This window comes from Shouchella patagoniensis (assembly GCF_002019705.1).
In the GTDB taxonomy this organism is placed as follows: Bacteria; Bacillota; Bacilli; order Bacillales; family Bacillaceae_D; genus Shouchella; species Shouchella patagoniensis.
In genome coordinates this window covers 4541395-4565107 of the sequence record NZ_KV917377.1, presented here as the reverse complement: position 1 = coordinate 4565107, position 23713 = coordinate 4541395, and the positions used below count along the sequence as shown (strand labels likewise).

Here is a 23713-nt window from a genome sequence, read left to right as displayed (position 1 = left end):
TTTATCTTTATTAACGAAACAACCAGCTCTCACCTGGTCTCATTAGTACATTTAGTTTTAGCTTTTTACAGATCGTAATGTAATGAAGCAACGTGAGTAAAACAGCACTCATATTCATTCCTAAAATAATACCATTCATTTGCAAGCTAGGCATCGACCCAAGGGATATCATTAAACAGAATGAAACGGTAGTCGCATAAAGAGAATGCAAAAATGCATCTTTCACTAACCCAATCCCAATTAAATATGCTTGCAAAGGTGTGGCGCAATAGTGAAAGAGAAAATAAGGAATCAGCACTTGTAAATAGCCAGCAGCTGGCGATGGACCAAAAAACATCGTTGTAATTGGTTCAGCAAAGAAATAGAACACAAGCACAACTGGCAAACCGTACGCCATTGTCATTAGCATTGATAACCTTAAGTAATAATGGAGCACATCATACTTACGCTTTGCATAAGCATCAGAAACGATCGGTATGAGAACAACTAACAACGCATGAGCGATAAAAGCAGGAAAAAATCCGATCGTAAAGGCAATCCCAGCTAACTTTCCGTATTGTATCATCGCAACGCTCTCCATCATACCGGCATTTGACAGTGCTTTTGTTATTAGAAAGGGCTTTACGGCAAAAGTAATGGAATGAAAGATACGTAACCCCGTCGTTGGCACCGAAACAGCTAGTAGTTTTTTCTGAACTTCTTTTTGACTTACTTGTTTTTGTGGGTACGCTTTTTTTGTCTGACCAATCTTGCGAATAAAGACAATAACTAAATAAAACAAAACAAGCAATTCACTGAGCTTAAGCGCGAGAAGCGCCATAAAAATTGCGAGATCACTTGATAGAGAAAACAATTGAAATACAATTAACAACCCAATAAGCTGTGCCGCTCGTTTTAATAAATTCGCAATGGCAATTTTTGATGTTTGTTGGGCACCTATTAAGTACCCTTTTGCAACGGAAGAAAACGTAATAACAGGTACGAGAAAAATGAGCATCCATTTAACACCTGTATGATAATTATTAAGCACACTCAAATGAGGCAAAACAAGGACTGCAATGAGCATTACCGTTAAGGCACAGGCAAGCGCAAGCTTTAACGCATTAAAAAGAACACCCCAATGATACTTCGGCTCTTTTTCTGCTACAAGCTTTGATATGGACACAGGAAGCTCGATACTCGCTAAGACAACAACAAATAACATCGTTGGCAAAATCGCCATATATAAACCAAATGCCTCATCGCCTAACTCTCTTGCCAACACGACGTTAATAACAAATTCCAAGCACTCTCCAATAAAAGCCGCCGCGCTCAACAGGAGGACTCCTCGAAAAAACGTATTCACTTCTCATCTCTCCTTTTTCTCTCTTTAAATGGTATGAGACAAGGTGTGAATTTACGCATAAAAAAAAGCAAGCTCTCTAAAAGGAGAACTTGCATACTTTGTATTATTTATCCCAAGTATCTGCATTTTTTAAGCCTGGGATGTTTTTACTTTTAAAAACTGGATCTTTTCCTTGTTTTCGCTGTTTAACGTAATCATTAATAACTGCAAATGAGATACGTCCAATCAGAATAACAGCGACTAAGTTGATTACTGTTGTAAATGCTTGAAATAAGTCAGCCATATCCCATACGAGCTGGATACTCGCCAGTGTACCAAATACAATCATACCCATTACTGCTACTCTGTATAACTGTAACCAGATCGTACCTTCTTTAATAAATGCAATATTGGTTTCTCCATAATAATAATTGCCGATAATTGAAGAAAGAGCAAAAAAGAAAATGGCAATCGCAATGAATGGAACTGCCCAATCTCCAACTAACTGACTTAACGAAGCTTGGGTTAAAGCTACTCCCTCGATATCAACAGTTGTTTGATAAACATCTGTTAATAAAATAACAAAAGCCGTTGCAGAACAGATGATAATTGTATCAAAAAATACACCTAATGACTGCACAAGTCCTTGTTTAACCGGATGAGAGACATCTGCAGTCGCAGCCGCATTTGGTACACTCCCCATACCTGCTTCGTTTGAAAACAAACCGCGCTGTGCGCCAATTAAAAGTCCTACAAAAATACCGATTGATGCTTCACGAAACCCAAACGCGCTTCCAACAATTAATGAGAACACTCCAGGTATAGCCTCTATATTCGTTACAACAACAAACAACACTACAGACAGATAAAGAACAGCCATTATTGGGACTATGATTGATGAAACAACCGAAATTGAGCGAATCCCTCCAAAAATAATAATGCCTACAACAAGTGAAATAATAAGTCCAAGAATGAGTGGTTCAAAATCAAACGCTTCTTCCATCGCAACAGCAATCGTATTTGCTTGTAAAGAATTAAATATAAAACCAAATGTAAATGCAATTAAAATTGCAAATACAACACCCAGCCACCGCTTTCCTAAAGCTCTTTCTATATAGTATGCCGGTCCACCCCGAAACTGATTATCCTTTCTCACTTTATAAACCTGAGCGAGCATACTTTCAATAAAACCAGTAGCCATCCCGATAAATGCAATTACCCACATCCAGAAAATAGCACCGGGTCCACCTGTCGTAATAGCGATTGCTACTCCAGAAATATTCGCTGCGCCAATCCTTGATGCAGCACTAATAGAAAAGGCTTGAAATGCAGAGACTTCACCTTTCTTCGTTTTCTTTTCAGTTATCGCACGAAACATTTCTGGAAATAATCGAAACTGAACAAACCGAGACCGAATCGTTAGATAAATCCCTGTAGCAATAAGCGAGAAGACAAGTATATAAGAAGTAAAACCATTTATACTCCCTACAATATTGTGAAAAGACTCCATTTAACCCCTCCGATAATTACGTTCCTTGTAAATTTCATTTTGCAAACCTTTACCAGTATAACAGTTTATACCTTTTTTCTACATATTAAAAACGTCTTTTCACAGTAGTATTTCCCATTAACTGCGAAAAAGACGTTTATTTATTACCAAAGCAATTGATCAGAGGCAGTTACTGCCTCTGCACCAGCTCCAAGGGCAAGTTGAATATCTTCATTTGTTTCAATTAATCCTCCAGCAATTACATGGATACCCGTCTCATCGCGAACACGGCTAATCCATTGCGGCAGAATACCTGGAAGCAATTCAATCACATCTGGCTTAACTGTTTCCGCGAGTTGAAAACTTGTATGAATCGCCATTGTATCAAGCAAAAACAAACGTTGAATTGCGAGAACATTGTTTTTCTTCGCTATCCGTAACATATCTGATCTAGTTGAGATGAGTCCTGCCGGTTTGATTACCTGACACAGGAACTCCGCTGCCGCACGATCACTTTTTAACCCTTGAATTAAATCAGCATGCAAAATTAGTTGCTTATTTGCTTCTCTTGCTAACTTCTTAATCGAAGCAAGCTTGGAGAGATGCATATCAAGAATAACGATAAATTCATGTTCACTCTCTGCCGCTTTCTCAAAGTCTCTCATTGTTTTTACTGCTGGCAAAACGGTCTGCCCATTAAAAATCATTTAAGCACATCCGAGAGCGTGACCAGACGCCACTGCTTATCAAGTTCTTTCTCATGATTTGTTCGTTCTTCATTTGACCAATTTAGAATCGAAGCCATCGCTTCCACAACATTGTCTTTATACGCTTTGGCCACCTCAATATCAAACAACATATACGCCGAACGACGCAACAAGAAGTCCACTGGCGTTAATGCCATTTCATAAGCCATTGCGTAACGAAGTGAGGCCCAAACAGCTTTTGGTAACCCAAATTGTTCTGCCTGATCATCTTCCAAAAATGCAAAGACTTGTGGAACGTTTGATCCATATCTCTCTACTAATGCGGTTGCCGTCTTTTCATCTAACCCGAGTTGCTTTCCAGCTTCGACGTGAGCCGCGTTAAAGAAATCTAGTTGGTCTGAACCACCAACATCTCCTCCTGATAAAACAAGCTGTTTCGTTTTACATGGGCCATATACTTGCCCTCCATCTGCTTCAAGTTCTTTGGCGACAGTAGTCACAATACTATCGGCCATTTTCCGATAACCCGTCAGCTTGCCACCAGCTATTGTCATTAGCCCACTTTTTGAATGAAAAATTTCATCTTTGCGGGAAATATCAGATGGATCTTTTCCTTCTTCATGAATGAGCGGTCTTAATCCAGACCAGCTTGATTCTACATCTGCCTCTGATAAATTATAACCAGGGAATAAGCCATTGGCCGCATCTATGATGTAAGTGACATCTTCCTTAGTAACGCCAGGCTCGCTCATATCTCCTTGATAATTCGTGTCCGTTGTTCCAATGTATACTTTCTCACCTCTTGGTATCGCAAACATCATCCGTCCGTCTTTAAAAGGAGTATCAAAATAGAGAGCTTGATTTAATGGAAGCCGTTTTTTTGATAAAACTAGATGCACACCTTTTGTTAAATGGATGGTTTTTCCTTCTTTCGAACGATCTTGTTCTCTTAGTGTATCTACCCAAGGACCGGTGGCATTGACAATTTTCTTAGCACGAATCGTCATTCCTTCTCCTGTTACTAAATCTTTAGCAACAACACCAACCACTTTCTTATCATCATAGACAAACGATTCAGCTTTAACATAGTTTGTCAGTAAAGCACCTTTTTCCGCTGCCGTTTTGGCAACTTCAATCGTTAACCTTGCATCATCTGTCCGATATTCCACATACATCCCAGCGCCGCGTAAACCTTCCTCTGCCAAGATAGGTTCTTTTGTAATTGCCTCTTTCGCTCTCATCATCGTCCGTCGCTCTGCTTTCTTTACACCAGCAAGTCGATCATAGACACTTAAACCTATTGATGTTGTCAACGAATTAAATGTACCACCTTTATAAAAAGGCAACATCATCCGTAAAGGTGTTGTCACATGAGGAGCATTTTCATAAACAACCGCTCGCTCAGTCCCTACTTCCGCCACCAACTTAATTTCAAATTGTTTTAAGTAACGCAAACCACCATGAATTAATTTAGTAGATCGGCTTGATGTCCCTGCCGCAAAATCTTGCATCTCAATTAATCCTACGTTCATCCCCCGTGTTGCCGCATCTAGAGCTGTACCAACACCTGTAATTCCACCACCAATGATTAAAAGATCCAGTTCCTTTTCTGTCATTTTCTCAATTGAAGCTGTACGAGTCTTAGCCGAAAAAGCCATATTATCTTCCTCCATTTATCTTATTGCATACAAAAAAGGGTCACAGCTAAACAAACAAGACGGAATTTCGCCTTTTGAATGCTGTGACCCCTCATCATCTCAGGTCGTTCATTAACTTACATTCAGTATAGCGCGAAAATACCACTTCGTAAATAGATACGCTCTTTTTCTTTATTATCTTGCTTACTATTCCACTTCTGACTAGTTTTAAAACAATCTTAACAAAGCAACAGAATTGCACGAATGTTGCGCACCATCTACACTAAGGAACAGGAGGGGTCAACATGAAACTTGCAATTGTTATTGGAGCTTCCCGAGGATTAGGCGCTGCATTATGTGAAAGTCTACTAGAGAAAGAGTACTTGATAGCCGGCTTTTCAAGAACAGAGCCTCTCTTTTCAACACATCCATCGTTTCATTATTTTAATATGGATGTTACTCAAACAGAAGAACTTTCATCGGTTTTTAATGAAGCCATGCAAATGATGAAAGCTAATCAAGCAAGTGAACTTCTGTTTATTTACAATGCCGGAATCGTTCAACCAATCGGACAAATGGGAACATTTAAAGCGAATGATATAAGTCGACATTACGCCGTAAATGTCATCGCACCGGCTGTTTTGACCAATGCATTTATCTATTTTTCTCAACAACTCTCAGCGTTAAAACGAATGGCACTTATCACTTCAGGGGCTGCGAATCGTCCAATTTCTGGCTGGACATGCTATTCAAGTGCCAAAGCAAGTATGAACATGCTCGTTCAAGCGACCTCACAAGAACAGTCAGCTGCAAACATACCTATTCACATATGCGGATTTAACCCCGGAATTATGGATACAGACATGCAAGCTGACATACGAAATCAAACCAAAGAGGACTTCCCTCAATTAGAGCGTTTCCAAGCATTTCATAAAGAAGGGCAGCTTCGTTCTGCTGACGCTGTAGCAGAAGCTCTGACAAAGTGTTTAACAAGCACTTCTTTCCCAGATGGAGAAATAACAGACGTTCAAACGTATTTATAACCCGCAAGAAAAGCCTTGGACTAAGACTTAGTCCAAGGCTTTTCTTCACTCATTAGTTATCTAACTTAAATGACATTGTTGCGTGAACCGCTTTTTTCCAACCATCATAATATCGGTTGCGGTCTGCATCTTCCATCTGTGGATTAAACTTCTTATCTACTTGCCATTTTTTCGCAATCTCTTCTTTGTTTTCCCAAACACCAACTGCTAAACCTGCTAAATAGGCGGCCCCAAGCGCGGTTGTTTCCTTTATGGTTGGTCGTTCAACGGGTGCATCGAGAAGGTCGCTTTGGAATTGCATTAGGAAATCATTCTGTACAACGCCACCGTCAACACGCAGTTTTTTTGAATCTAAACCTGAGTCAGATTCCATCGCGTCCATCACGTCTTTTGTTTGATAAGCTAACGATTCAAGCGTTGCACGGACAATATGCTCACGAGACGTTCCGCGCGTTAAACCAAACATTGTTCCTCGCGCGTCACTATCCCAATAAGGAGTCCCCAGCCCAACAAAAGCAGGTACGACATATACACCATCTGACGACTCAATGCTCGTTGCCATCCGTTCACTTTCTTTTGCATCATCAAGTAACTTCACACCATCACGAAGCCACTGTATCGCTGATCCTGCAACAAAAATACTGCCTTCTAACGCATACTCTACTTTCCCATCAATGCCCCACGCAATCGTCGTTAATAGACCATTTTCAGATATAACCGCTTCTTCACCTGTATTCATTAAAATAAAGCAACCAGTACCATACGTGTTTTTAACCATTCCTTTTTCAAAACACGCTTGTCCAAATAATGCTGCACTTTGATCACCTGCAATGCCCGCAATTGGAATGTTTTCACCAAAGAAATGATAATCGACCGTTTTCGCATAAACTTCAGAAGATGATTTTACCTCTGGAAGCATCGTCTGAGGTACGCCTAGTATATTTAGCAGTTCTTCATCCCATTTAAGGTCATGTATATTAAACATTAATGTTCTCGCAGCATTTGTATAGTCTGTCACATGCGCTTTGCCGCCACTAAGCTTCCAGATTAACCACGAATCAATCGTTCCGAAGAGTAACTCTCCTCTTGCTGCCCGCTCTTTCGTTCCTTCCACATTGTCAAAAATCCACTTTACTTTTGTGCCTGAAAAATATGGGTCAATCAAAAGACCTGTTTTACTTCGGAATAACTCATTATGTCCCGCATCGCGTAACTCATTGCAAATGCCTTGCGTTTGTCGTGATTGCCATACGAGCGCATTGTAAACTGGTTTCCCAGTTTTTTTATCCCAAACAACGGTTGTTTCTCTTTGGTTTGTAATCCCAATTGCTTCTATATTTTTTGGGTCCACCTCTGTTTCCGTAAAAAGAGTGGAGATGACCGAAAGCGTCGAGTTCCAAATTTCATTTGCGTCGTGCTCGACCCAACCTGGTTTTGGGAAATACTGCTGAAATTCTCTTTGCGCAGTGTGAACAACCTCTCCCTCTTTATTAAACAAAATTGAACGAGTACTCGTTGTCCCTTGGTCAATTGATAAAATATATTTCTCTGCCATATGTAACGCCTCCTGTGCCCTCAATAAGAGATAAAGTAAGGTATCTTTTTTCAAGCCTTTTCAATCCTCGGCATTAGCAAAAAAGCTAAATTTCTCCAAAGTAAAAGTCGCTTTCTATTGTCACTTCTTTATCTGTCCTGTTTTTAAGTAATCAACAAAACCATGATTAACACAACAACAATAAGTGGGTTTTACTTATCTGTAAAGTTATATGCCCGTAAGTCAAACCAATAAATATACAATCAGAATCTTCTAAATTGATAAAATCAATCCTTTAAACGTAGAAAGCAACTTTACGTTTCATACACAATCAAATTTAATGTACGCCCCCTATTACCATAAATTGCTTAGATAAATAATTTATTATCATACACAATGTTCATCCATGCAGTGGTAATACGACTTCCACGCATGTGCCTTTTTGAAGCTTGCTTTTATATGTAACTGTACCGCCCATCATTTCAATCATTCGGATAGATACCATTGTACCAAGACCAGTGCCGGTTTCTTTTGTTGTAAAATAAGCAGTTCCTAATTGTTTTAATTGTGCTTTTGTCATCCCATAACCTGTGTCTTCAATAAGTACCAATGCTTTTTCTTTTGTTGCTCTCAGCGTCACCGTAACATCACCTTGAACCGGCGTCGCCTCGATTGCATTTTTTATAAAATTCATTAACGATTGCTTTAATTTTTTTTCATCTACAAAGACAGAGACCTCAGCTTCGTATTGGCCCTTTAATTGCAGATTGTTCTTTGTCGCATAAGGCTCCATTAAGGCTACAACGCTTTTCACATGTTCTTCTAATGCAATCACACAACTTTCATTTCGTTGCGGTTTTGACGCGTTTAAATATTCATGAATAATTGATTCAGCTCGGTCGAGTTCACTAAGGATCAACTTATGATATTGATTCTGATTTTGATCTTTTTCTTCAGCAAGCAGCTGAATAAATCCTTTTACAACGGTCAAAGGGTTTCGTACTTCATGTGCAATTGATGCAGCCAATTCTCCCATTGTATTATGTTTTTCAACTGCTACGAGTTCTGCGAGAATGCGTTCACGTTCGAGAAGCGTTTCATATAAATGTGTTACCAATAAAGTAGCCCCTGTAAAGAAAAGCATGTATTCCAAGCCTATCGACCATAACGAATCCATTGTTCTAGTTTCAGTCATCTCCCATAAGACGGCAGCCGCCCCTAGCTGAATCGTAGTCGGGATAAAAGAAAACAATACTGCACATCTCACCCTCGGCCACTTTGGGGGGAGAGAATAGAAACGCGGCGCAAACACACTAAAGATAACAGTAGTAAGTAAAATTAAACCAATACCAAGCAGAACCATATCTCCGCCTTGAAACATTCGCCCAATTAGTGCAACCCCCGCGACTCCCCACCCAGCTCGTCTTCCACCATATAGGAACGCAAGCAAAGTAGGCACAAATCGTAAATCTAAATGAATCCCTTCGATCTCAACTGAAAAAGCCATGCTGAGCACAACAGCGCCACTCATAAATAAAAACATCGTGAGCGAGCGCTGTATTTTCCAACTTCCTTCAGCTTTAAGGCTATAAATTAGCACGGGGACTAATATGACAAATACATTTAGAACTAATTTCTCAATAACCATGCAAAATATTTTCCCCCTCGCTTGATTTGCATATCACTTCGACACATTTCGCGTCAATCCTCTATTACAATTATAAAATTGCATCCATATTTTTGGAATGTTGCAATTCATAATAGAAACCTCGTTGTTTCATTAAGTTGGAATGACTACCACTTTCTGTCACACGCCCTTCTTGCAAAACAAGGATCGTGTCAGCTGATTCAATCGTATTCAACCTGTGAGCGATAACAAAACTAGTCCGCCCCGCCATCAGTCGTTTTAATGCTTCTTGTATTTTCATTTCCGTTACCGTATCAATACTTGACGTCGCCTCATCCAAAATGAGAATCGCAGGATCGGCGAGCAATGCCCGCGCTATAGAAATAAGCTGCTTTTGACCTTGACTAATGCCACCGCCGTCTTGCTGTAAAATCGTCCCATAGCCACCTGGTAAATAGGAGATAAACCCATGTGCGTTGGCCAATTTAGCTGCTTCAATCACTTCTTGATCCGTTGCTTCTAGTCGACCGTAACGAATATTTTCCATAATGGTTCCTTGAAATAAAAATGAATCTTGTAAGACAACTCCTAGTTGTTTTCGTAAATCTTCCTTTTTCAACGTTGTCATATCTTTGCCATCAATTTCAATGACCCCTTCATTAATCGGATAGAAACCCGTTAATAAATTTATAATTGTTGTTTTCCCAGCCCCTGTAGGCCCTACAAATGCGAATGTTTCTCCTGGACGCGCTTCAAAGGAAATATCTTTTAATGTGGGAGTCTCACCATATGAAAATCCGACCTGATTAAATCGAACATTGCCTTTAATAGAACGGATCGATTGAGCATCTTGATGGTCTTTTTCGGGCTGCTCATCCATGATGTCAAATACACGTTCTGCGCCAGCCAAAGCAGATAAAAGCATATTAAATTGATTAGCTAAGTCATTAAGTGGTCGAGTAAATTGTCGTGAATACTCAACAAATACAACCATAATACCAACGGTCACACCTGCGGTTTGATTAATTGCCATCAACCCGCCGATCCCAGCTATCACTGTAAAGCTTAGATTATTTAAGACGTTCATTAATTTCGGAATGAATCCTGAATACGTTTGTGCCCAGAACCCCGCACCACGCAAAGCTTCATTTCGTTCTCTAAAGCCTTCAATTACGGGCTGTTCACGAGAAAAAGTCTTCACCATTTGTTGACCAGCAATCGTTTCTTCCGAATACCCATTTAATTGACCTAATGTTCGTTGTTGTTCTTTAAAAAACACTTGTGTTCTCTTTGTAATCCAGCGCATACCGAAAAACATAATTGGAATAACAAGCATTGTAATGAGTGTTAACACAGGAGACAAATAAAGCATGACAGCAAGAATCCCTACAAAAGTAACTACACTAGACAAAATTTGTACGATTGAAGAATTTAATGTTCCTGAAATATTTTCAATATCATTCGTGACCCTGCTCATAATATCCCCATGTAACCGTTTGTCAAAGAAACCAATAGGGAGCCGCTGTAAATGGGCAAACAAATCTTTTCTTATATCATAAACGGTTGCTTGAGCAATGCGGACCATCACAAAATTTTGGAAAAAAGTCGCAACTGATAAACCCACATAGGAAGCAAGTAAAAGAAGCAAAATCATACCTAAGCCATCAAAGTCAGCTGGGATAATATAATTGTCGATAATGATCCCGATTAAGAAAGGGCCAACTAACATAAGCAAGGAGCTAACAATGACTAAACCCATCACAAGTACAAGTGCTGGTTTTCTCTCTCCAAGATAAGCTAAGATTCGTTTCGTAGCACCTTTCCAATCTTTCGCTTTTGGGGCTTTTCCACTAGCCCTAGCTGCATGAGGATGTTGAGCTTTTCCTTCGGATTGAGAAATAGGAGACCGCTTTTTCCGCCAATCAATTCGTTCATATTGGAATGGTTCTTTTAACAACTTCAAAAGAGACATTAGAATGCCCCCTTTCCATACTGGGAATCATAGATTCTTTTATAGAATTCCGAAGAATTCAGTAACTGTTTATGACTACCAAACCCAACCATCTCTCCATATTCCAACAGTAAGATCCGATTCGCTTGCTGAGCGGTAGACAACTTTTGCGTAATAATAAGTACGGTACAATCATATTGCTCAAGCTCGCTTAAAAAACGTTCTTCTGTCTTTGTATCAAGCGCACTTGTACTATCATCAAGAAGCAATAGTTTTGGCTTCCTTAAGAGAGCACGTGCAATAGAAATTCGTTGCTTCTGTCCTCCCGACAAGTTCACACCTTGCTGACCAACACGGGTATCGTATCCTTCTGGCAATTTAACAATCGTCTCATGAATTTGCGCTGCTTTTGCAGCCTGTTCAATCGCTGCCATTGAAGCATCTGGCACCCCCCAAGCTATGTTCTCTCGGATGGTTCCAGAAAAAAGTCGAATGGCTTGCGGGACATACCCCATCTGCCGACGCAATTCTTGAACATTCCATTCTTTAATTGATGTTCCATCAATTTCTACGCTGCCCTCAGTCGCTTCATATAATTTAGGAATTAACTGAAACAATGACGTTTTACCTGATCCTGTCTCTCCTAGGACCGCCACAGTCTCACCAGCATGAACGTGAAAATGAATATCTTTCAACACCAAAGGCGCGTTTTCTTCATAAGAAAAAGACACATGACGAAATGCAAGATCGCCACGTAAAACTGGAGGAACTGGTTTCTGTTCACTTGCCAGCAACTCATCATCTGGCTCAATCAAGACTTCTTCAATGCGCAAAGCAGACGCGCGCGCCCTAGAAAAAACCATAATAATCATCGCAAACACACCCAAAGCTGATGTAATTCGCGTTGCATAATTGACGATAGCGACAACATCACCGACTTGAGTTGAATTGTTTTCAATCTGAAAACTTCCGAACCATAAAATAAGCAAGACAGAAACATTCATAAGCAATAACAAAACAGGCATCGTTAATTCCATTAACCTAAACGCCTGAACTGTCCGGTGTCTAAGTGCATCACTTTCTTGGAAAAAACGACCCATTTCATGCGTTTTTCTAACAAATACACGTACAAGACGAATTCCAGTTAAATTCTCACGCACAACATGATTCACACTGTCAACTTTTGTTTGAACTTCACTAAAAATATGTACGCCTTTCTTTAAAATCCATAATAAAAATAAGACTAAAATTGGAATGGTCACAAACAGGAACAGCGCTAACCGCACATTAATCAAAAGAGCCATAATCGCTCCACCAATTACAAGCAATGGTGCCCTCGCCATTATTCTCAAACCCATAAAAATTGTGTTTTGAATTTGTGTGACATCATTTGTTAATCGCGTCATTAGTGACGACGTGGCAAAGGGCTGCAACTTGCCAAGACTTGATCGCTGAATTTTTTTAAACATTGCATTTCTAAGATCAAAACCTGTACTCTGACCAGCATGACCAGCATAGAAAGAATTAAGTACACCAGAGATAAAAGCCAGTAAAGAAAATCCAACCATCACACTACCTAAAATAAGCACTGTTCTTAAATCATCCTGGAGTATTCCATCATTAATAATACGTGCGAGCAATAATGGTTGTACAAGTTCGACAACAAGTTCAAGTAACATAAATAAAAAAGCAATGCTTGCGACTACTTTATAAGGTAGTAAATAGGAAAAAACTGTTTTCAACTAAACCGACCCCTCTAACGTACTACGGAACCCTAAATATCTTTCTCTATCTTAGCTTATCTTTGTAAATTTCACTATATTTACATATAAAAAACTTTCTAAGACTATGTCTTAGAAAGTTTTCTCTTATTAGGTAATTCATATAACTTTATTAGCCATTTAAATTAAACTTGTGCGGACATCGCAATGACAATGACTCCGACAATACTCACCAAAAAAACCGCCGAGATTAATTTGACAAATCTTGCGTTCACTTTCCTTCCTCCCCGTTCCCAATCTATCTATACTCTCAGTATACAGGATGTTGGAAGCAGAAAGTATGTAATTTCTCAAGTAAAATCTCCAAATTTAATCCATAATTACAGATATTTAGCCTTGAACACTTATGTGATCGATTTTAATGAATGTTTGACTTGTACTCGGCTGAAATTGAGGTTGTCATTTCGTGTGCTAATCAACTCAGTTTATCCGCACTGCTTTTGAGAAGTGTTGCTGCAAATGGTCAAGTAAATCACCACGTTCATCATGCAGTACTGTCACTAAACCGACCCTCTTCATTCTATATCCTCCTTAATCCAATTTAACTTGTTTTAAGTCACGATCCACCAATGGAAGTACGCTCCATGCAATTAACCATATACCTGATGCAACAAATAAAACAGCAATACCAACAACATCTACCAGAAATCCACCACTAAGAGCAGCAAATGGTACAAAAATACCGCCAATAGCTGCAACAAGTGTGAATACTCTTCCCCGATGGCTGTCTTTTATTAAAATCATCATCATTGAATTAAGAACCACATTAACAAGAACTAAACTTGCAGAGAAAAATGCCATAAAAATCGTTCCTATGATTAAATTTGTTGTCCATCCTACACCTATTAACGCAAGACCGGATAAAAATAGCCCTAGAGCGAACAAGCGCATTGGTGCGGCTTTCTTCATTAGTTTACCGATAAAAAGACCTGTAATGATTCCTCCTAAAGCTCCACATGCATTAAAAATACCAAATTGTACTGCGGACGCCCCATATCGATCACTTACTAGAACGACGGTTAAAGCACTAGCAACCGTCACTAAATTGAGTGCAGACGCTAGAAGAATTGATTTAAATACCGGTTTATTTTCTTTTAATATGTAATACCCTTCTCTCATCTCAGTAAAAAAGTGTTTTTTTGAGGAAGTTTCTACTGATTCAATTGACGCATCTTGCTTTTTCCGCGTTAAATCAATCACAAAGATTAGCAAAAAAGAAGCGATTAAATAAACGCCTGAATGCAGTAACACAATCCCAACAAATCCAATTAAAGCAATTAAAAAACCACTTACACTCTGACCAAGTAAATCCGCTGTTTGTCCTGTGGATGAGATTAAGCCATTTGTTTTTACAACGTTTGGATTTCCAACAATTCGAGGAAGCAACTTGCTTTTAGCAGGACCAATCCATTGTGCACAAATATTATGTAAAATGAGTGCGATATAAATAGACAGTACAATGAGTGACGGAGCTACAATATAACTGATTGTAAGAAATATACCAACCAAAACCATAATTCCATACCCAATTTGCATCGCACGCTTAGGTTCAAAACGATCCACGAATACTCCCATAAAAGGGCCAACAAATATTTGAGTCACCATAATTACGGCCATCACACCCGAAGCATACAAAGCTGAGCCTGTCCGTTCATAAATAAACCAAATAATCATTAAATGAAAAATACTTTCGGCAAGAGTAGCTAAAAATTGATTGCTTATAATCAGACTCATATTCCTTTTTACATACGGTTTTGGCGATTCCATTTCTTCTAGATGTTGTTCCATTAGGACCTCCTTCTTCGTTCGTTACATCGCCTTAGATTATATCACACTTTTCTTTCTTTTCTAATAAGCAAGACACGCTATGAGCGCGTCTTATAATGGTTCAAATCCTGTTTGAGCTGCTTCACGTGCCATTACAGCATACCCTCGATCATTAGGATGCACGTGATCATGAGAAAGGTACCATTGATTTTTTCCTTTAAACGCATTATACACATCTACAACACGCACATTCCGCCGTCGCTCTAAACGATAGAGTCGTCGGTTGAATTGAGATAAGTAGTGATCAACGATTGGTACACCTTCCACAGGGATATACGTATTAAATACTCGGATAATATATGGTTTTTTACAAGGTTGTTTCACTTCACATATATAAGTAACCAATGCATGCAAACCATTTGATGCGTCTTCACCCGCTTTAATAACTGGCTCAAATGATCCAGTTCGTTCCATCTCTTTAAATGCTTGGATAAAATCATTTCCTCCAGCCGTGATCGTAATAACATCTGCATCAAACACTTGTTGTTGGTGCTTTCTTTCGATGGCAAGCTGATAGATCTGCCGTGATGTTAAACCTGGATGGGCCAACATTGAAACACGGATAGATCGCTTTAACCAATTATTTGCTAATGATACATACTCCTGTACAAAGCCTCCGCTCATTCGTGATGAGCCAGTTCCGACAGTTAATGAATCACCTATAGCTATATACGAATATGCTCTACTCACCAGTTCACCTCCTCTTATACCAGCTTATTCGCAGTAAAAAAGGAGGGTCACGGCATTCGTTCCTATCTTTCTAGCAATTGTGAGCGTTTGCTTGTATACCAAATTGACAATTCATGCAATGCACGGGTACACCCAACATAAAGTAACTTTTTATGCATTTCATCATCTAAATAATTACTTGGGCTTACGTCTGTTAATAGAACCGCATCAAACTCAAAGCCTTTCGCCATATAAATAGGCATGACAGATATCCCACCACGATAAGTTCGATCACTCGCTTGAAGTAAAGTCGCTGTAACTCCTTGTGAGTGCAGATGTGCATAGACCTCTGTACTCTCCTCTTTTGTCCGTGTCAAGATGGCAATCGTTTGTGCTTGTTTTTGTTCCATTTGTTGAACCCATTCATGTATGTCGTCTTTTCCACGCTGTTCGATCACTACTTCTCGCCCACTTCTGAAGACAGGAATTGCTTGACCTGGACTATGTTTCATTTGTGCAAGAATTCTGTTACTGAATTCAATGATCTCCATCGTTGACCGGTAACTTCTTTCCATTTTGACGTAGGAAATACCCTTATCAGCAAACACTTCCTGAAAAGAAGTCCAACTAGATATTCCTTCATTGCCGTGGATCCCTTGCGCCAAATCTCCAAGAATGGTAAAGCCCCCAGGGCGTGTGCGTTCTTTTAAGACCGAAATCATAAATGGCGAACTATCTTGCGCTTCATCAATAACGATATGATCAAATCGATTTTCTCTCTCAATACCATAAAGCATCTGATGGATATACAACATTGGAGCAATATCTTCATGAAGCAACGTTCTTTTCTTTAATTGTTGAGAAACAGACAACTTTTCTTCCTTTAAGAAAGAAATATACAGTTTTGCCAAATCAGGTTTTGGCCAATAACCCATAAATGTTCGCAATCGCTTTAATGCCTCTGACTTCATTTCTTTTTGCTCTTTGGCATCTTCAAATTTCTTTACTTCGATCTCAATCCATCGTCTCATTCTTGCTTGCATTCTTTCTCTTCGTTTCATTGGAGGCGACGTAACAAAATCTCGTTCTATCCACTCTTTCATTGTCGCAACTGATAAGACTCCATCCTCCCAAGCAACAAAATCTTTTTCTGGTATAGATTTAGCAACGTATTCTTCCAAATAAGTTGTTAGTGTCTGCTTAAACGCTAATGATCCTTTTAAAACCAATTCTGCTTCAATTGATTGATTAACTGTTTGCTCAAATTGCACTTCTAATCGATTCGTCTCTGTCGCTCGTGTGAATGGCGGACCAAGTATGCTTAATGCCCACTCAGCAAACGTGTTCTGAGCGATTGCACCAACCCCTAATTCTGGTAGAACATGCGAAATATAATCTAAAAACATTGCATTTGGAGCGAAAATCATCATCCGCTCCGCTCGTAACTGCTCGCGGTATTCGTATAACAGATAAGCAAGTCGATGCAATGCAACTGTCGTTTTCCCGCTTCCCGCCGCTCCTTGAATAATAAGCGGTTCTTTTAGCGCATGACGGATAATTGCATTCTGCTCTGATTGGATTGTCGAGACAATATCCTTTAATTTGCTATCTTTTTGTTCACCTAATTTATATAGTAGAAACTCATCACCTCCGACATCCTCTTGCCCTTCAGTATAACTATCGACTACTCTTTGAAGTTCTCTTGAACGAACAACTAGATTTCGTTTTAATAAAATCTCACCTTCAACAATGCCTTCAGGTGAGTCATAATAGACATCGTCTTCACTACCACTAAATGAATAGAATAAGGAAGATACTGGCGCTCGCCAATCAACAACTAACGGTTCACCACTCTCCTCATCATGAACACCTACTTTACCAATATAAAGTGCTTTTTCTTTTTCTAGATCCCATTCCTTAAAATCAAGACGCCCAAAATACGGTTCAACTGTAGCAGATCGCAGTGATTCACGCTGATGCTCCCGTCTGTCTTCTAATACTTGTTGAGTAAAATCATCACCGCGATAACGAGGAGCATCTTCAAGCACTCTGGCCATATCATCAATTTTCTCTAGTGACTTTTTTAACTGACTTTGTTCTTCTTCATAAACCGACACCGTTATCACCCCTCTAATTAATACTCTCTTATTTTGCCTAAAAAATTAAAAAAAGAATAGACTTTTTCTTTTCTATTTGATAAGCTTTATATAGTTCAATTGCCAAAAATAATAATTACATTTATTGGAAATTAATACTCATTTATTATCCTTTCCGAAAATAAAAGGCAAGGAATTTTTATGTTTTCCAAATGATTTCCGTTCCCTTCTCCCCTTCGTTTGACCTTCCTTTGTTTGTATCTACTTAACTAAAAAGATTTTAAACTACCGTATGGACTTCTCTAATGAATCAAACCCATCTAGTCGCTATAAATAAACCAATGTAAATCGTTTTTTCGTAAAATTATTTTTCTCATAGATGTCGGATTATCTCCCTCCCTTTTTCGAGCATTTACAAAAAAAACATCTTTGCTTTTAACATATAATTCTATTATTCATTTATACTATTACTAGTTTGTAAACCTTTGACTGTCAAAAGGGGCTGGTCTTTGCTGATATAAAGAGTGTATTAGAAGAAATTTATGATAAATTTAGGCAAGTTTGCAACAAGTCAAAAAGCTTGAAGCGCTTTATATATCTACACTTTTCACTTTATCGCGACACAGTGCAGCTTTTGACAGTTAAAAACGGTTCTTGACGACTTTACAAACTCTATCTACAATTATCGAGAAAGCTACATTTTAACCAACATTTAGGGGGATCTACAATTGAAAAAAAAGCTATTGGGTTCAACGTTCGTAGCAGCAACAGCACTTATTTTAGTAGCTTGTGGTGGCGGGGATGACGATGCGAGTGGAAACGGGAATGGAGACAGTGGTACTGGAGATAATGAAAATACTGCTGAAGGGTATGTTCCTGAAGATTTAACCGTTCAGTTCGTTCCATCCCAAAATGCGGAAACGCTTGATGTTATAGCGGAACCACTTGAAGAAATGCTTGAAGAACGCCTTGATATTCCAGTAACTGTAAATGTATCGTCTGATTATAACGGGGTTGTAGCAGCAATGGGATCTGGCAGCGTTGATGTAGGCTTTCTACCTCCTAACGCGTATGTAGAAGCGGAAGCACAAGGTTACGCCGAAGTTATTCTACAATCACAACGTTATGGTGTAAATGAAGAAGATGGATCTGAAACAGAAGATCTAGTAGATTCTTACAAAGCACAATTTGTTGTTCGTGCCGATTCTGATATTGAAACGCTAGATGATTTAGTAGGCAAAAATATTGGATTTCAAAACACAACTTCTTCTGCTGGATACGTATGGCCAGTTGGTTTATTGATGGACAATGGCATTGACGTATCTGATGTGAACAATGTCCCAATGCAAGGTCACGACGCAGCTATTATTGCCCTTCTTGCTGAAGATGTTGATGCAGCAGCAACATTCCAAGATGCTCGTAACACAGTTGTAGGCGATTTCCCAACTGTCTTCGAAGACACTCGCATTCTTGAAGTAACAGAAGACATCCCGAATGATACAATTTCTGTTCATGCAGATATGAATGATGAATGGAAGCAAAAAATCGCTGATGCCTTTATTGATATTGGTCAAACTGAAGAAGGCGGACAAATTATTTATGATGTTTACTCTCATAGAGGCTATGCTCCTTCTCAAGATTCTAATTTTGATATCGTCCGTGAATACGCTGAAAAAATACAAGACCAGTAATATACAATATAAATAATGATTGAGAGCCCGTTCTACTGTTCGGGCTCTCCTACTATGTACATTTATTCATCAGTTTAAAAAGGAAGTTGGGGCATGCATGATTGAAATAAAAAATGTTTCGAAAACTTATCCTAATGGCACAAAGGGACTTAAAGATATTAACTTAGATATTAAACAAGGCGAATTTGTTGTTATTGTAGGACTTTCGGGCGCTGGAAAATCTACTTTACTACGATCTATTAACCGATTAAATGAGATTTCTGATGGCGAAATCTTAATAAACGAAAAATCGATTACAAAAGCAAGAGGAAAAGAATTACGTAAAATTCGCCAACAAACAGCTATGATTTTCCAAAGTTTTAACTTAGTAAAACGTTCTTCCGTATTGCGCAACGTTCTATCTGGAAGAGTCGGCTACCACGGTACCCTACGTACTGTTCTAAACCTTTTTCCGAAACAAGATGTAGAACTTGCTCTACAAGCATTAGACCGGGTAAACATCCTTGAAAAAGCATACGCGAGAGCAAGTGAATTATCTGGTGGTCAGCAACAACGTGTTGCGATTGCTCGTGCCCTTGCACAAAAACCGACTGTCATCCTAGCTGATGAACCAACCGCTTCACTTGATCCATTAACAACGAAACAAGTAATGGACGATTTGAAGCGCATCAATCAAGAAGATAAGATTACGACAATCGTTAATCTGCACTTTATAGATTTAGCTAGAGAATACGCCACTCGCATTATTGGCTTACGTGCTGGAGAAGTTGTTTTTGATGGCCCTGTATCTGAAGCGACCGATGAGAAGTTCTCGGAAATCTATGGCCGCCCAATTCAAGAGGACGAGCTCTTAGGGGAGGATTTGCATGAGCCAGCCAACGAATCTTCAAGTAACTAAACCGCCTCGTACAAAGTTTTATACGACGATGCTTTTGATAGTCACTATCATTTTGACAAGCGCTTGGTATATTGAAGCTAATCCAATGACAATCATTCAAAACTGGGATGGCATCTTTCTCATTCTAACGCAAATGTTTCCACCAGATTTGAATTTCATGTTTCGTGCTACTTCAGCTATGCTTGATACGATTCGTATGGCATTAATCGGTACAACCTTTGGCGCTTTAATGGCACTACCCATTTTATTTCTTTGTGCCTCAAACGTTGCTAGGTCACGCTGGATCCATCAGCCTGCTCGTATCCTACTTAATATCTTACGTACAGTGCCTGATTTATTGTTAGCAGCTATTTTCGCGGCCATACTTGGATATAACGCCTTTGCTGGTATCGTTGCTTTAAGTATTTTCTCAATTGGTATCATCGCAAAACTATCTTTTGAAGCAGTAGAAAACATTGACCCGGGTCCACTTGAATCGATGACATCTGTAGGTGCTAATAAAATCCAATGGATCGTCTTTGGTGTCATTCCACAAGTGTTGCCTCAATTTACTTCTTACGTGCTTTATACATTTGAGATTAACGTTCGAGCAGCAGCGATTCTTGGTCTTGTTGGCGCTGGTGGTATTGGCGTACTTTATCAACAAGCTACTGGCTTCTTTCGCTATGATCAAGTATTAGGTTTAATTCTTTATACATTTATTGTCGTTTTAATTATTGATTTCATTAGCTTAAAGATCCGGGAGCGTTTGATATGAGTGATTTAAGAAGCAGAATTCATAAACCGAAAAAACGTCGTATACAAACAGCTTTAATCATCTTAATTGTATTACTGATTTATATCTGGGGCTTTAGTGGACTTAATTATACAGGTATTAGATCGACCGCCGGCACAGTTACCCAAGCGATTCTGGATGGGTTTTTAAATCCAGATTGGGACTATATTTATCGCTCAGATACAAGTACCCATTTAATAGGTAATTTACTTGAAACGTTTGCAATTGCGCTTGTTGGGATCACTATTTCCATTGTTATTGCTTTTCCAGTTGCCTTTTGGGCAGCACGCAATTTAAGTGTGATGCGACTTATTTCTGGATCAGGTAAATCTGTATTAAGTTTTCTTCGGACTTTTCCAGATATCGTTATGGCCCTCTTGTTTATTTCCGTTGTTGGACCAGGTGCATACGCGGGTATGCTCGCTATTGGTATTAGTGCAGTTGGGATGCTTGGTAAGTTATACGCAGAAGAGATTGAAGCAATTGACCCTGGCCCTTCAGAGGCATTGGTCGCAGCTGGGGCTAATAAGCTCCAAGTACTTTGGTTTGCAGTCGTTCCACAAGTATTACCTGGATTTATCTCTGCAACATTATATCGGTTCGAGATTAATATGCGTTCTGCCGCTACACTAGGTATCGTTGGCGCTGGTGGTATTGGTACACCATTGCTTTTTGCAATTAATGGGCGTAGCTGGGATCGTGTTGGGATCATATTAATTGGACTTGTAGTCTTTGTTTTAATTATTGATTTTATTTCCAGTGCTTTGCGTAAAAAAGTTAGATAAGGTATGTTAATTAGAAGACTTACTATAGTAAGTCTTCTTTTCTATGTAATTTCAATGTAAATAAAGGAGTGAATTTAATGCCATCCATCTTATTTATTGGTGCTGGTCGCATGGCTGAAGCCATTTTTGCTGGTTTATTGGAACAACCTAAACAAACATTTAATCCAGTGTATGTGTCAAATCAAACAAACAGACAGCACTTAAAAAAACTTGAACACGACTATGACATCGAAACTGTATCAGACTGGGAAGAAGTAGCACAAAAAGTAGATGTGATTTTGCTCGCTGCCCCTCCCTCGGCACATCCGCAATTGCTGCAACAGCTTTCTCCTCTTATTTCAGGACAACTGATCATCACGGTTGCAGCCGGTATTGGAACAAGCGATATGGAAGCCCAGTTACCAAAAGGTACAGCAACTGCATGGATTATGCCAAATACAGCTGCGCAGGCAGGCGTATCGATGAGCTTGTATACAGTAGGCGCCCATGCAACGGCAGCGCATAAACAGTTCGTTTTAAACCTCGTTCACGCAATTGGTGAAGCAGAGGAACTAACAGAAGCGCAAATTCATGAATTAACTGCAATCACGGGAAGTGCTCCAGCTTTCGTTTATGAATTTGCTTTACAGCTTCAGTCTATTGCTAAATCATACGGAATCACAGATGCACAAGCAAAAAAATTAGTTACAGCAATGTTTGATGGTAGTGCACAAATGTTAAAAAGCGAGCTTACCGCTGCAGAGCTCCGTGACCAAGTAACCACTCCAGGCGGCGCGACCGATGCAGGCCTTAAGTCTCTTAATCGTGACGAATTTCAAGCTAGTATAGCTCGTGCAGTGAGCGCAGTCACAGATCACGCAAAAAAGAAAAGGAACTAAACAGTCCCTTATTCTCATTTTTGATTAGTCTGGTTTAGCCTTTCTGAAGAAAAGGTATAGATGCATATCTTACAAAAGAAAGGCTGTGTCCTTATGCTACGGACGATATTAATGATCATTGGTGCAATTGTTGTAATTAGTTTTCTTGTTTCCCTCATTTTTTAATTTCAAATATATTTGCAGGGCATTTCTCTATGAGGAATGCCCTGTTGTATTATTACGTAACTTCACATTTTAATTAAAATGATTATCTGTATCAGAAATTTCGAGTTTGAAAACATTCTCTCTACTAAATATACTAGTATTCAAGTCAATCCGAAAAATATCAGGGTTTCTAAGTTTCTTCCATTCCGAGAATCCAAACGCAGGATTATAATGATTTAATAGTAACGCTAAAAGATTTCCGTGGGTAACTAGCACTGTGTTCTCAGTAGTTGAAGAAACTTCGTTACATACCGCTAAAATTCTCTGTGTTGCTTCATTAGACGTTTCTCCTCCCAGTAACTTACTGTCTTTATAAAGAAAGCTCTCCTTTAATGGTGACTCCCAGTCCATAAGTTTTTCCGTCGTTAACACACGCTCCTTTAACCTTTCATCCGTTTTAATTGGGAGATTTAATTTTTTTGCGGAAGGGGCAATCGTTTTCACGGCTCTTTCATAAGGACTTGAAATGATGGAGGATATCTTCTTATTTTCAAAAAAATGTACTAATGAAAGAGCATCCGCTTCTCCTTGCTTGGTTAATCTCGCATCCGGATCTTGCCCTGTTGCTTCTGCATGACGAACAAGATAAAGTGATTTACTCATTTTCACACCTCGTATTTTTCATCGTTTATTTTCATATGAAACAAGAACTTTTCATTTATTGATTCCAATCATACATTAAAACCCCGTTCACTATTATTAATAACGCTAAAACAATAGCCATAGTTGTTTTTCCAACTGAGTACAACGGTAAAATAGCAACTCCATATAATAAAAATCCCAATAAATATTTGTAC

Annotated in this window: 18 protein-coding genes; 6 read left to right on the top strand and 12 right to left on the bottom strand. The window is 39.1% G+C overall.

All coding sequences use genetic code 11. The features are described from left to right. Positions 1 to 10: 10 nt before the first annotated feature. The 4 genes from BK584_RS23610 to BK584_RS23595 form a co-directional block, all read right to left on the bottom strand. Positions 11 to 1345, bottom strand: a complete 1335-nt coding sequence (locus BK584_RS23610; protein ID WP_078395143.1) for an oligosaccharide flippase family protein — start codon at positions 1343 to 1345, stop codon at positions 11 to 13. Positions 1346 to 1448: 103 nt separating this feature from the next. Further along, positions 1449 to 2834, bottom strand: a complete 1386-nt coding sequence (locus BK584_RS23605) for an alanine/glycine:cation symporter family protein (RefSeq protein WP_078395140.1) — start codon at positions 2832 to 2834, stop codon at positions 1449 to 1451. Positions 2835 to 2977: 143 nt separating this feature from the next. Then, on the bottom strand, positions 2978 to 3520 hold the full coding sequence (locus BK584_RS23600) for a glycerol-3-phosphate responsive antiterminator (RefSeq protein WP_078395138.1): 543 nt from the start codon (positions 3518 to 3520) through the stop codon (positions 2978 to 2980). Next, the gene (locus BK584_RS23595; protein ID WP_078395135.1) at positions 3517 to 5178 is read right to left on the bottom strand and encodes a glycerol-3-phosphate dehydrogenase/oxidase; all 1662 of its coding nucleotides are present in this window, start codon (positions 5176 to 5178) and stop codon (positions 3517 to 3519) included. Before BK584_RS23595 ends, BK584_RS23600 begins: the two co-directional genes overlap by 4 nt. 284 nt (positions 5179 to 5462) lie before the next feature. Here BK584_RS23595 and BK584_RS23590 point away from each other — a divergent pair, with 284 nt between their 5' ends. Beyond that, positions 5463 to 6200: an SDR family NAD(P)-dependent oxidoreductase gene (locus tag BK584_RS23590; RefSeq protein ID WP_078395133.1), complete on the top strand. Its 738-nt coding sequence runs from the start codon at positions 5463 to 5465 to the stop codon at positions 6198 to 6200. A 52-nt stretch (positions 6201 to 6252) separates the two neighbouring features. Here the strand turns inward: BK584_RS23590 and glpK are convergent, their stop codons facing one another. From glpK to BK584_RS23555, 7 genes are all read right to left on the bottom strand, one after another. Then, positions 6253 to 7755: a glycerol kinase GlpK gene (glpK, locus tag BK584_RS23585; RefSeq protein WP_078395131.1), complete on the bottom strand. Its 1503-nt coding sequence runs from the start codon at positions 7753 to 7755 to the stop codon at positions 6253 to 6255. Positions 7756 to 8134: 379 nt separating this feature from the next. After that, positions 8135 to 9382 (bottom strand): ATP-binding protein, encoded by a 1248-nt coding sequence (locus tag BK584_RS23580; RefSeq protein ID WP_078395128.1) that lies wholly within the window; start codon positions 9380 to 9382, stop codon positions 8135 to 8137. 70 nt (positions 9383 to 9452) lie between these two features. Further along, positions 9453 to 11333: an ABC transporter ATP-binding protein gene (locus BK584_RS23575; protein ID WP_078395126.1), complete on the bottom strand. Its 1881-nt coding sequence runs from the start codon at positions 11331 to 11333 to the stop codon at positions 9453 to 9455. Next, a complete protein-coding gene (locus tag BK584_RS23570; RefSeq protein WP_139365756.1) occupies positions 11333 to 13054 on the bottom strand; it encodes an ABC transporter ATP-binding protein in 1722 nt (573 codons plus the stop codon). The genes BK584_RS23575 and BK584_RS23570 overlap by 1 nt, the downstream gene beginning before the upstream one ends. 570 nt (positions 13055 to 13624) lie before the next feature. After that, positions 13625 to 14881 carry an MFS transporter gene (locus tag BK584_RS23565; RefSeq protein WP_078395124.1) on the bottom strand — a complete coding sequence of 419 codons (1257 nt, stop codon included), beginning with the start codon at positions 14879 to 14881 and terminating at the stop codon, positions 13625 to 13627. A 90-nt stretch (positions 14882 to 14971) separates the two neighbouring features. After that, positions 14972 to 15610 carry a GDSL-type esterase/lipase family protein gene (locus BK584_RS23560; protein ID WP_169871500.1) on the bottom strand — a complete coding sequence of 213 codons (639 nt, stop codon included), beginning with the start codon at positions 15608 to 15610 and terminating at the stop codon, positions 14972 to 14974. 62 nt (positions 15611 to 15672) lie between these two features. Then, positions 15673 to 17706, bottom strand: coding sequence for a HelD family protein (locus tag BK584_RS23555; protein WP_245808962.1), 2034 nt, complete (start codon positions 17704 to 17706; stop codon positions 15673 to 15675). Positions 17707 to 18413: 707 nt separating this feature from the next. Between BK584_RS23555 and BK584_RS23550 the strand changes: the two genes are divergently transcribed. From BK584_RS23550 to proC, 5 genes are all read left to right on the top strand, one after another. Further along, the gene (locus BK584_RS23550) at positions 18414 to 19376 is read left to right on the top strand and encodes a phosphate/phosphite/phosphonate ABC transporter substrate-binding protein (RefSeq protein ID WP_078395120.1); all 963 of its coding nucleotides are present in this window, start codon (positions 18414 to 18416) and stop codon (positions 19374 to 19376) included. A gap of 97 nt (positions 19377 to 19473) precedes the next feature. Continuing rightward, on the top strand, positions 19474 to 20274 hold the full coding sequence (gene phnC / locus BK584_RS23545) for a phosphonate ABC transporter ATP-binding protein (RefSeq protein ID WP_078395117.1): 801 nt from the start codon (positions 19474 to 19476) through the stop codon (positions 20272 to 20274). Continuing rightward, positions 20243 to 21031 (top strand): phosphonate ABC transporter, permease protein PhnE, encoded by a 789-nt coding sequence (phnE, locus tag BK584_RS23540; RefSeq protein WP_078395113.1) that lies wholly within the window; start codon positions 20243 to 20245, stop codon positions 21029 to 21031. The genes phnC and phnE (BK584_RS23540) overlap by 32 nt, the downstream gene beginning before the upstream one ends. Continuing rightward, positions 21028 to 21834, top strand: a complete 807-nt coding sequence (gene phnE, locus BK584_RS23535) for a phosphonate ABC transporter, permease protein PhnE (protein ID WP_078395110.1) — start codon at positions 21028 to 21030, stop codon at positions 21832 to 21834. The genes phnE (BK584_RS23540) and phnE (BK584_RS23535) overlap by 4 nt, the downstream gene beginning before the upstream one ends. Positions 21835 to 21911: 77 nt before the next feature. Next, positions 21912 to 22712: a pyrroline-5-carboxylate reductase gene (gene proC / locus BK584_RS23530; protein ID WP_078395107.1), complete on the top strand. Its 801-nt coding sequence runs from the start codon at positions 21912 to 21914 to the stop codon at positions 22710 to 22712. A 234-nt stretch (positions 22713 to 22946) separates the two neighbouring features. Here proC and BK584_RS23525 read toward each other — a convergent pair whose 3' ends face one another. Then, complete coding sequence (locus tag BK584_RS23525) at positions 22947 to 23519, bottom strand: histidine phosphatase family protein (RefSeq protein WP_078395105.1); 573 nt, start codon at positions 23517 to 23519, stop codon at positions 22947 to 22949. Between the last annotated feature and the right edge of the window lie 194 nt (positions 23520 to 23713).

Coding starts and splice junctions, on each gene's coding strand:
- BK584_RS23605 (WP_078395140.1), bottom strand. CDS start 2,834: ATGGAGTCTTTTCACAATATTGTAGGGAGTATAAATGGTTTTACTTCT.
- BK584_RS23600 (WP_078395138.1), bottom strand. CDS start 3,520: ATGATTTTTAATGGGCAGACCGTTTTGCCAGCAGTAAAAACAATGAGA.
- BK584_RS23595 (WP_078395135.1), bottom strand. CDS start 5,178: ATGGCTTTTTCGGCTAAGACTCGTACAGCTTCAATTGAGAAAATGACA.
- BK584_RS23590 (WP_078395133.1), top strand. CDS start 5,463: ATGAAACTTGCAATTGTTATTGGAGCTTCCCGAGGATTAGGCGCTGCA.
- glpK (WP_078395131.1), bottom strand. CDS start 7,755: ATGGCAGAGAAATATATTTTATCAATTGACCAAGGGACAACGAGTACT.
- BK584_RS23580 (WP_078395128.1), bottom strand. CDS start 9,382: ATGGTTATTGAGAAATTAGTTCTAAATGTATTTGTCATATTAGTCCCC.
- BK584_RS23575 (WP_078395126.1), bottom strand. CDS start 11,333: ATGTCTCTTTTGAAGTTGTTAAAAGAACCATTCCAATATGAACGAATT.
- BK584_RS23565 (WP_078395124.1), bottom strand. CDS start 14,881: ATGGAACAACATCTAGAAGAAATGGAATCGCCAAAACCGTATGTAAAA.
- phnC (WP_078395117.1), top strand. CDS start 19,474: ATGATTGAAATAAAAAATGTTTCGAAAACTTATCCTAATGGCACAAAG.
- phnE (WP_078395113.1), top strand. CDS start 20,243: ATGAGCCAGCCAACGAATCTTCAAGTAACTAAACCGCCTCGTACAAAG.
- phnE (WP_078395110.1), top strand. CDS start 21,028: ATGAGTGATTTAAGAAGCAGAATTCATAAACCGAAAAAACGTCGTATA.
- proC (WP_078395107.1), top strand. CDS start 21,912: ATGCCATCCATCTTATTTATTGGTGCTGGTCGCATGGCTGAAGCCATT.
- BK584_RS23525 (WP_078395105.1), bottom strand. CDS start 23,519: ATGAGTAAATCACTTTATCTTGTTCGTCATGCAGAAGCAACAGGGCAA.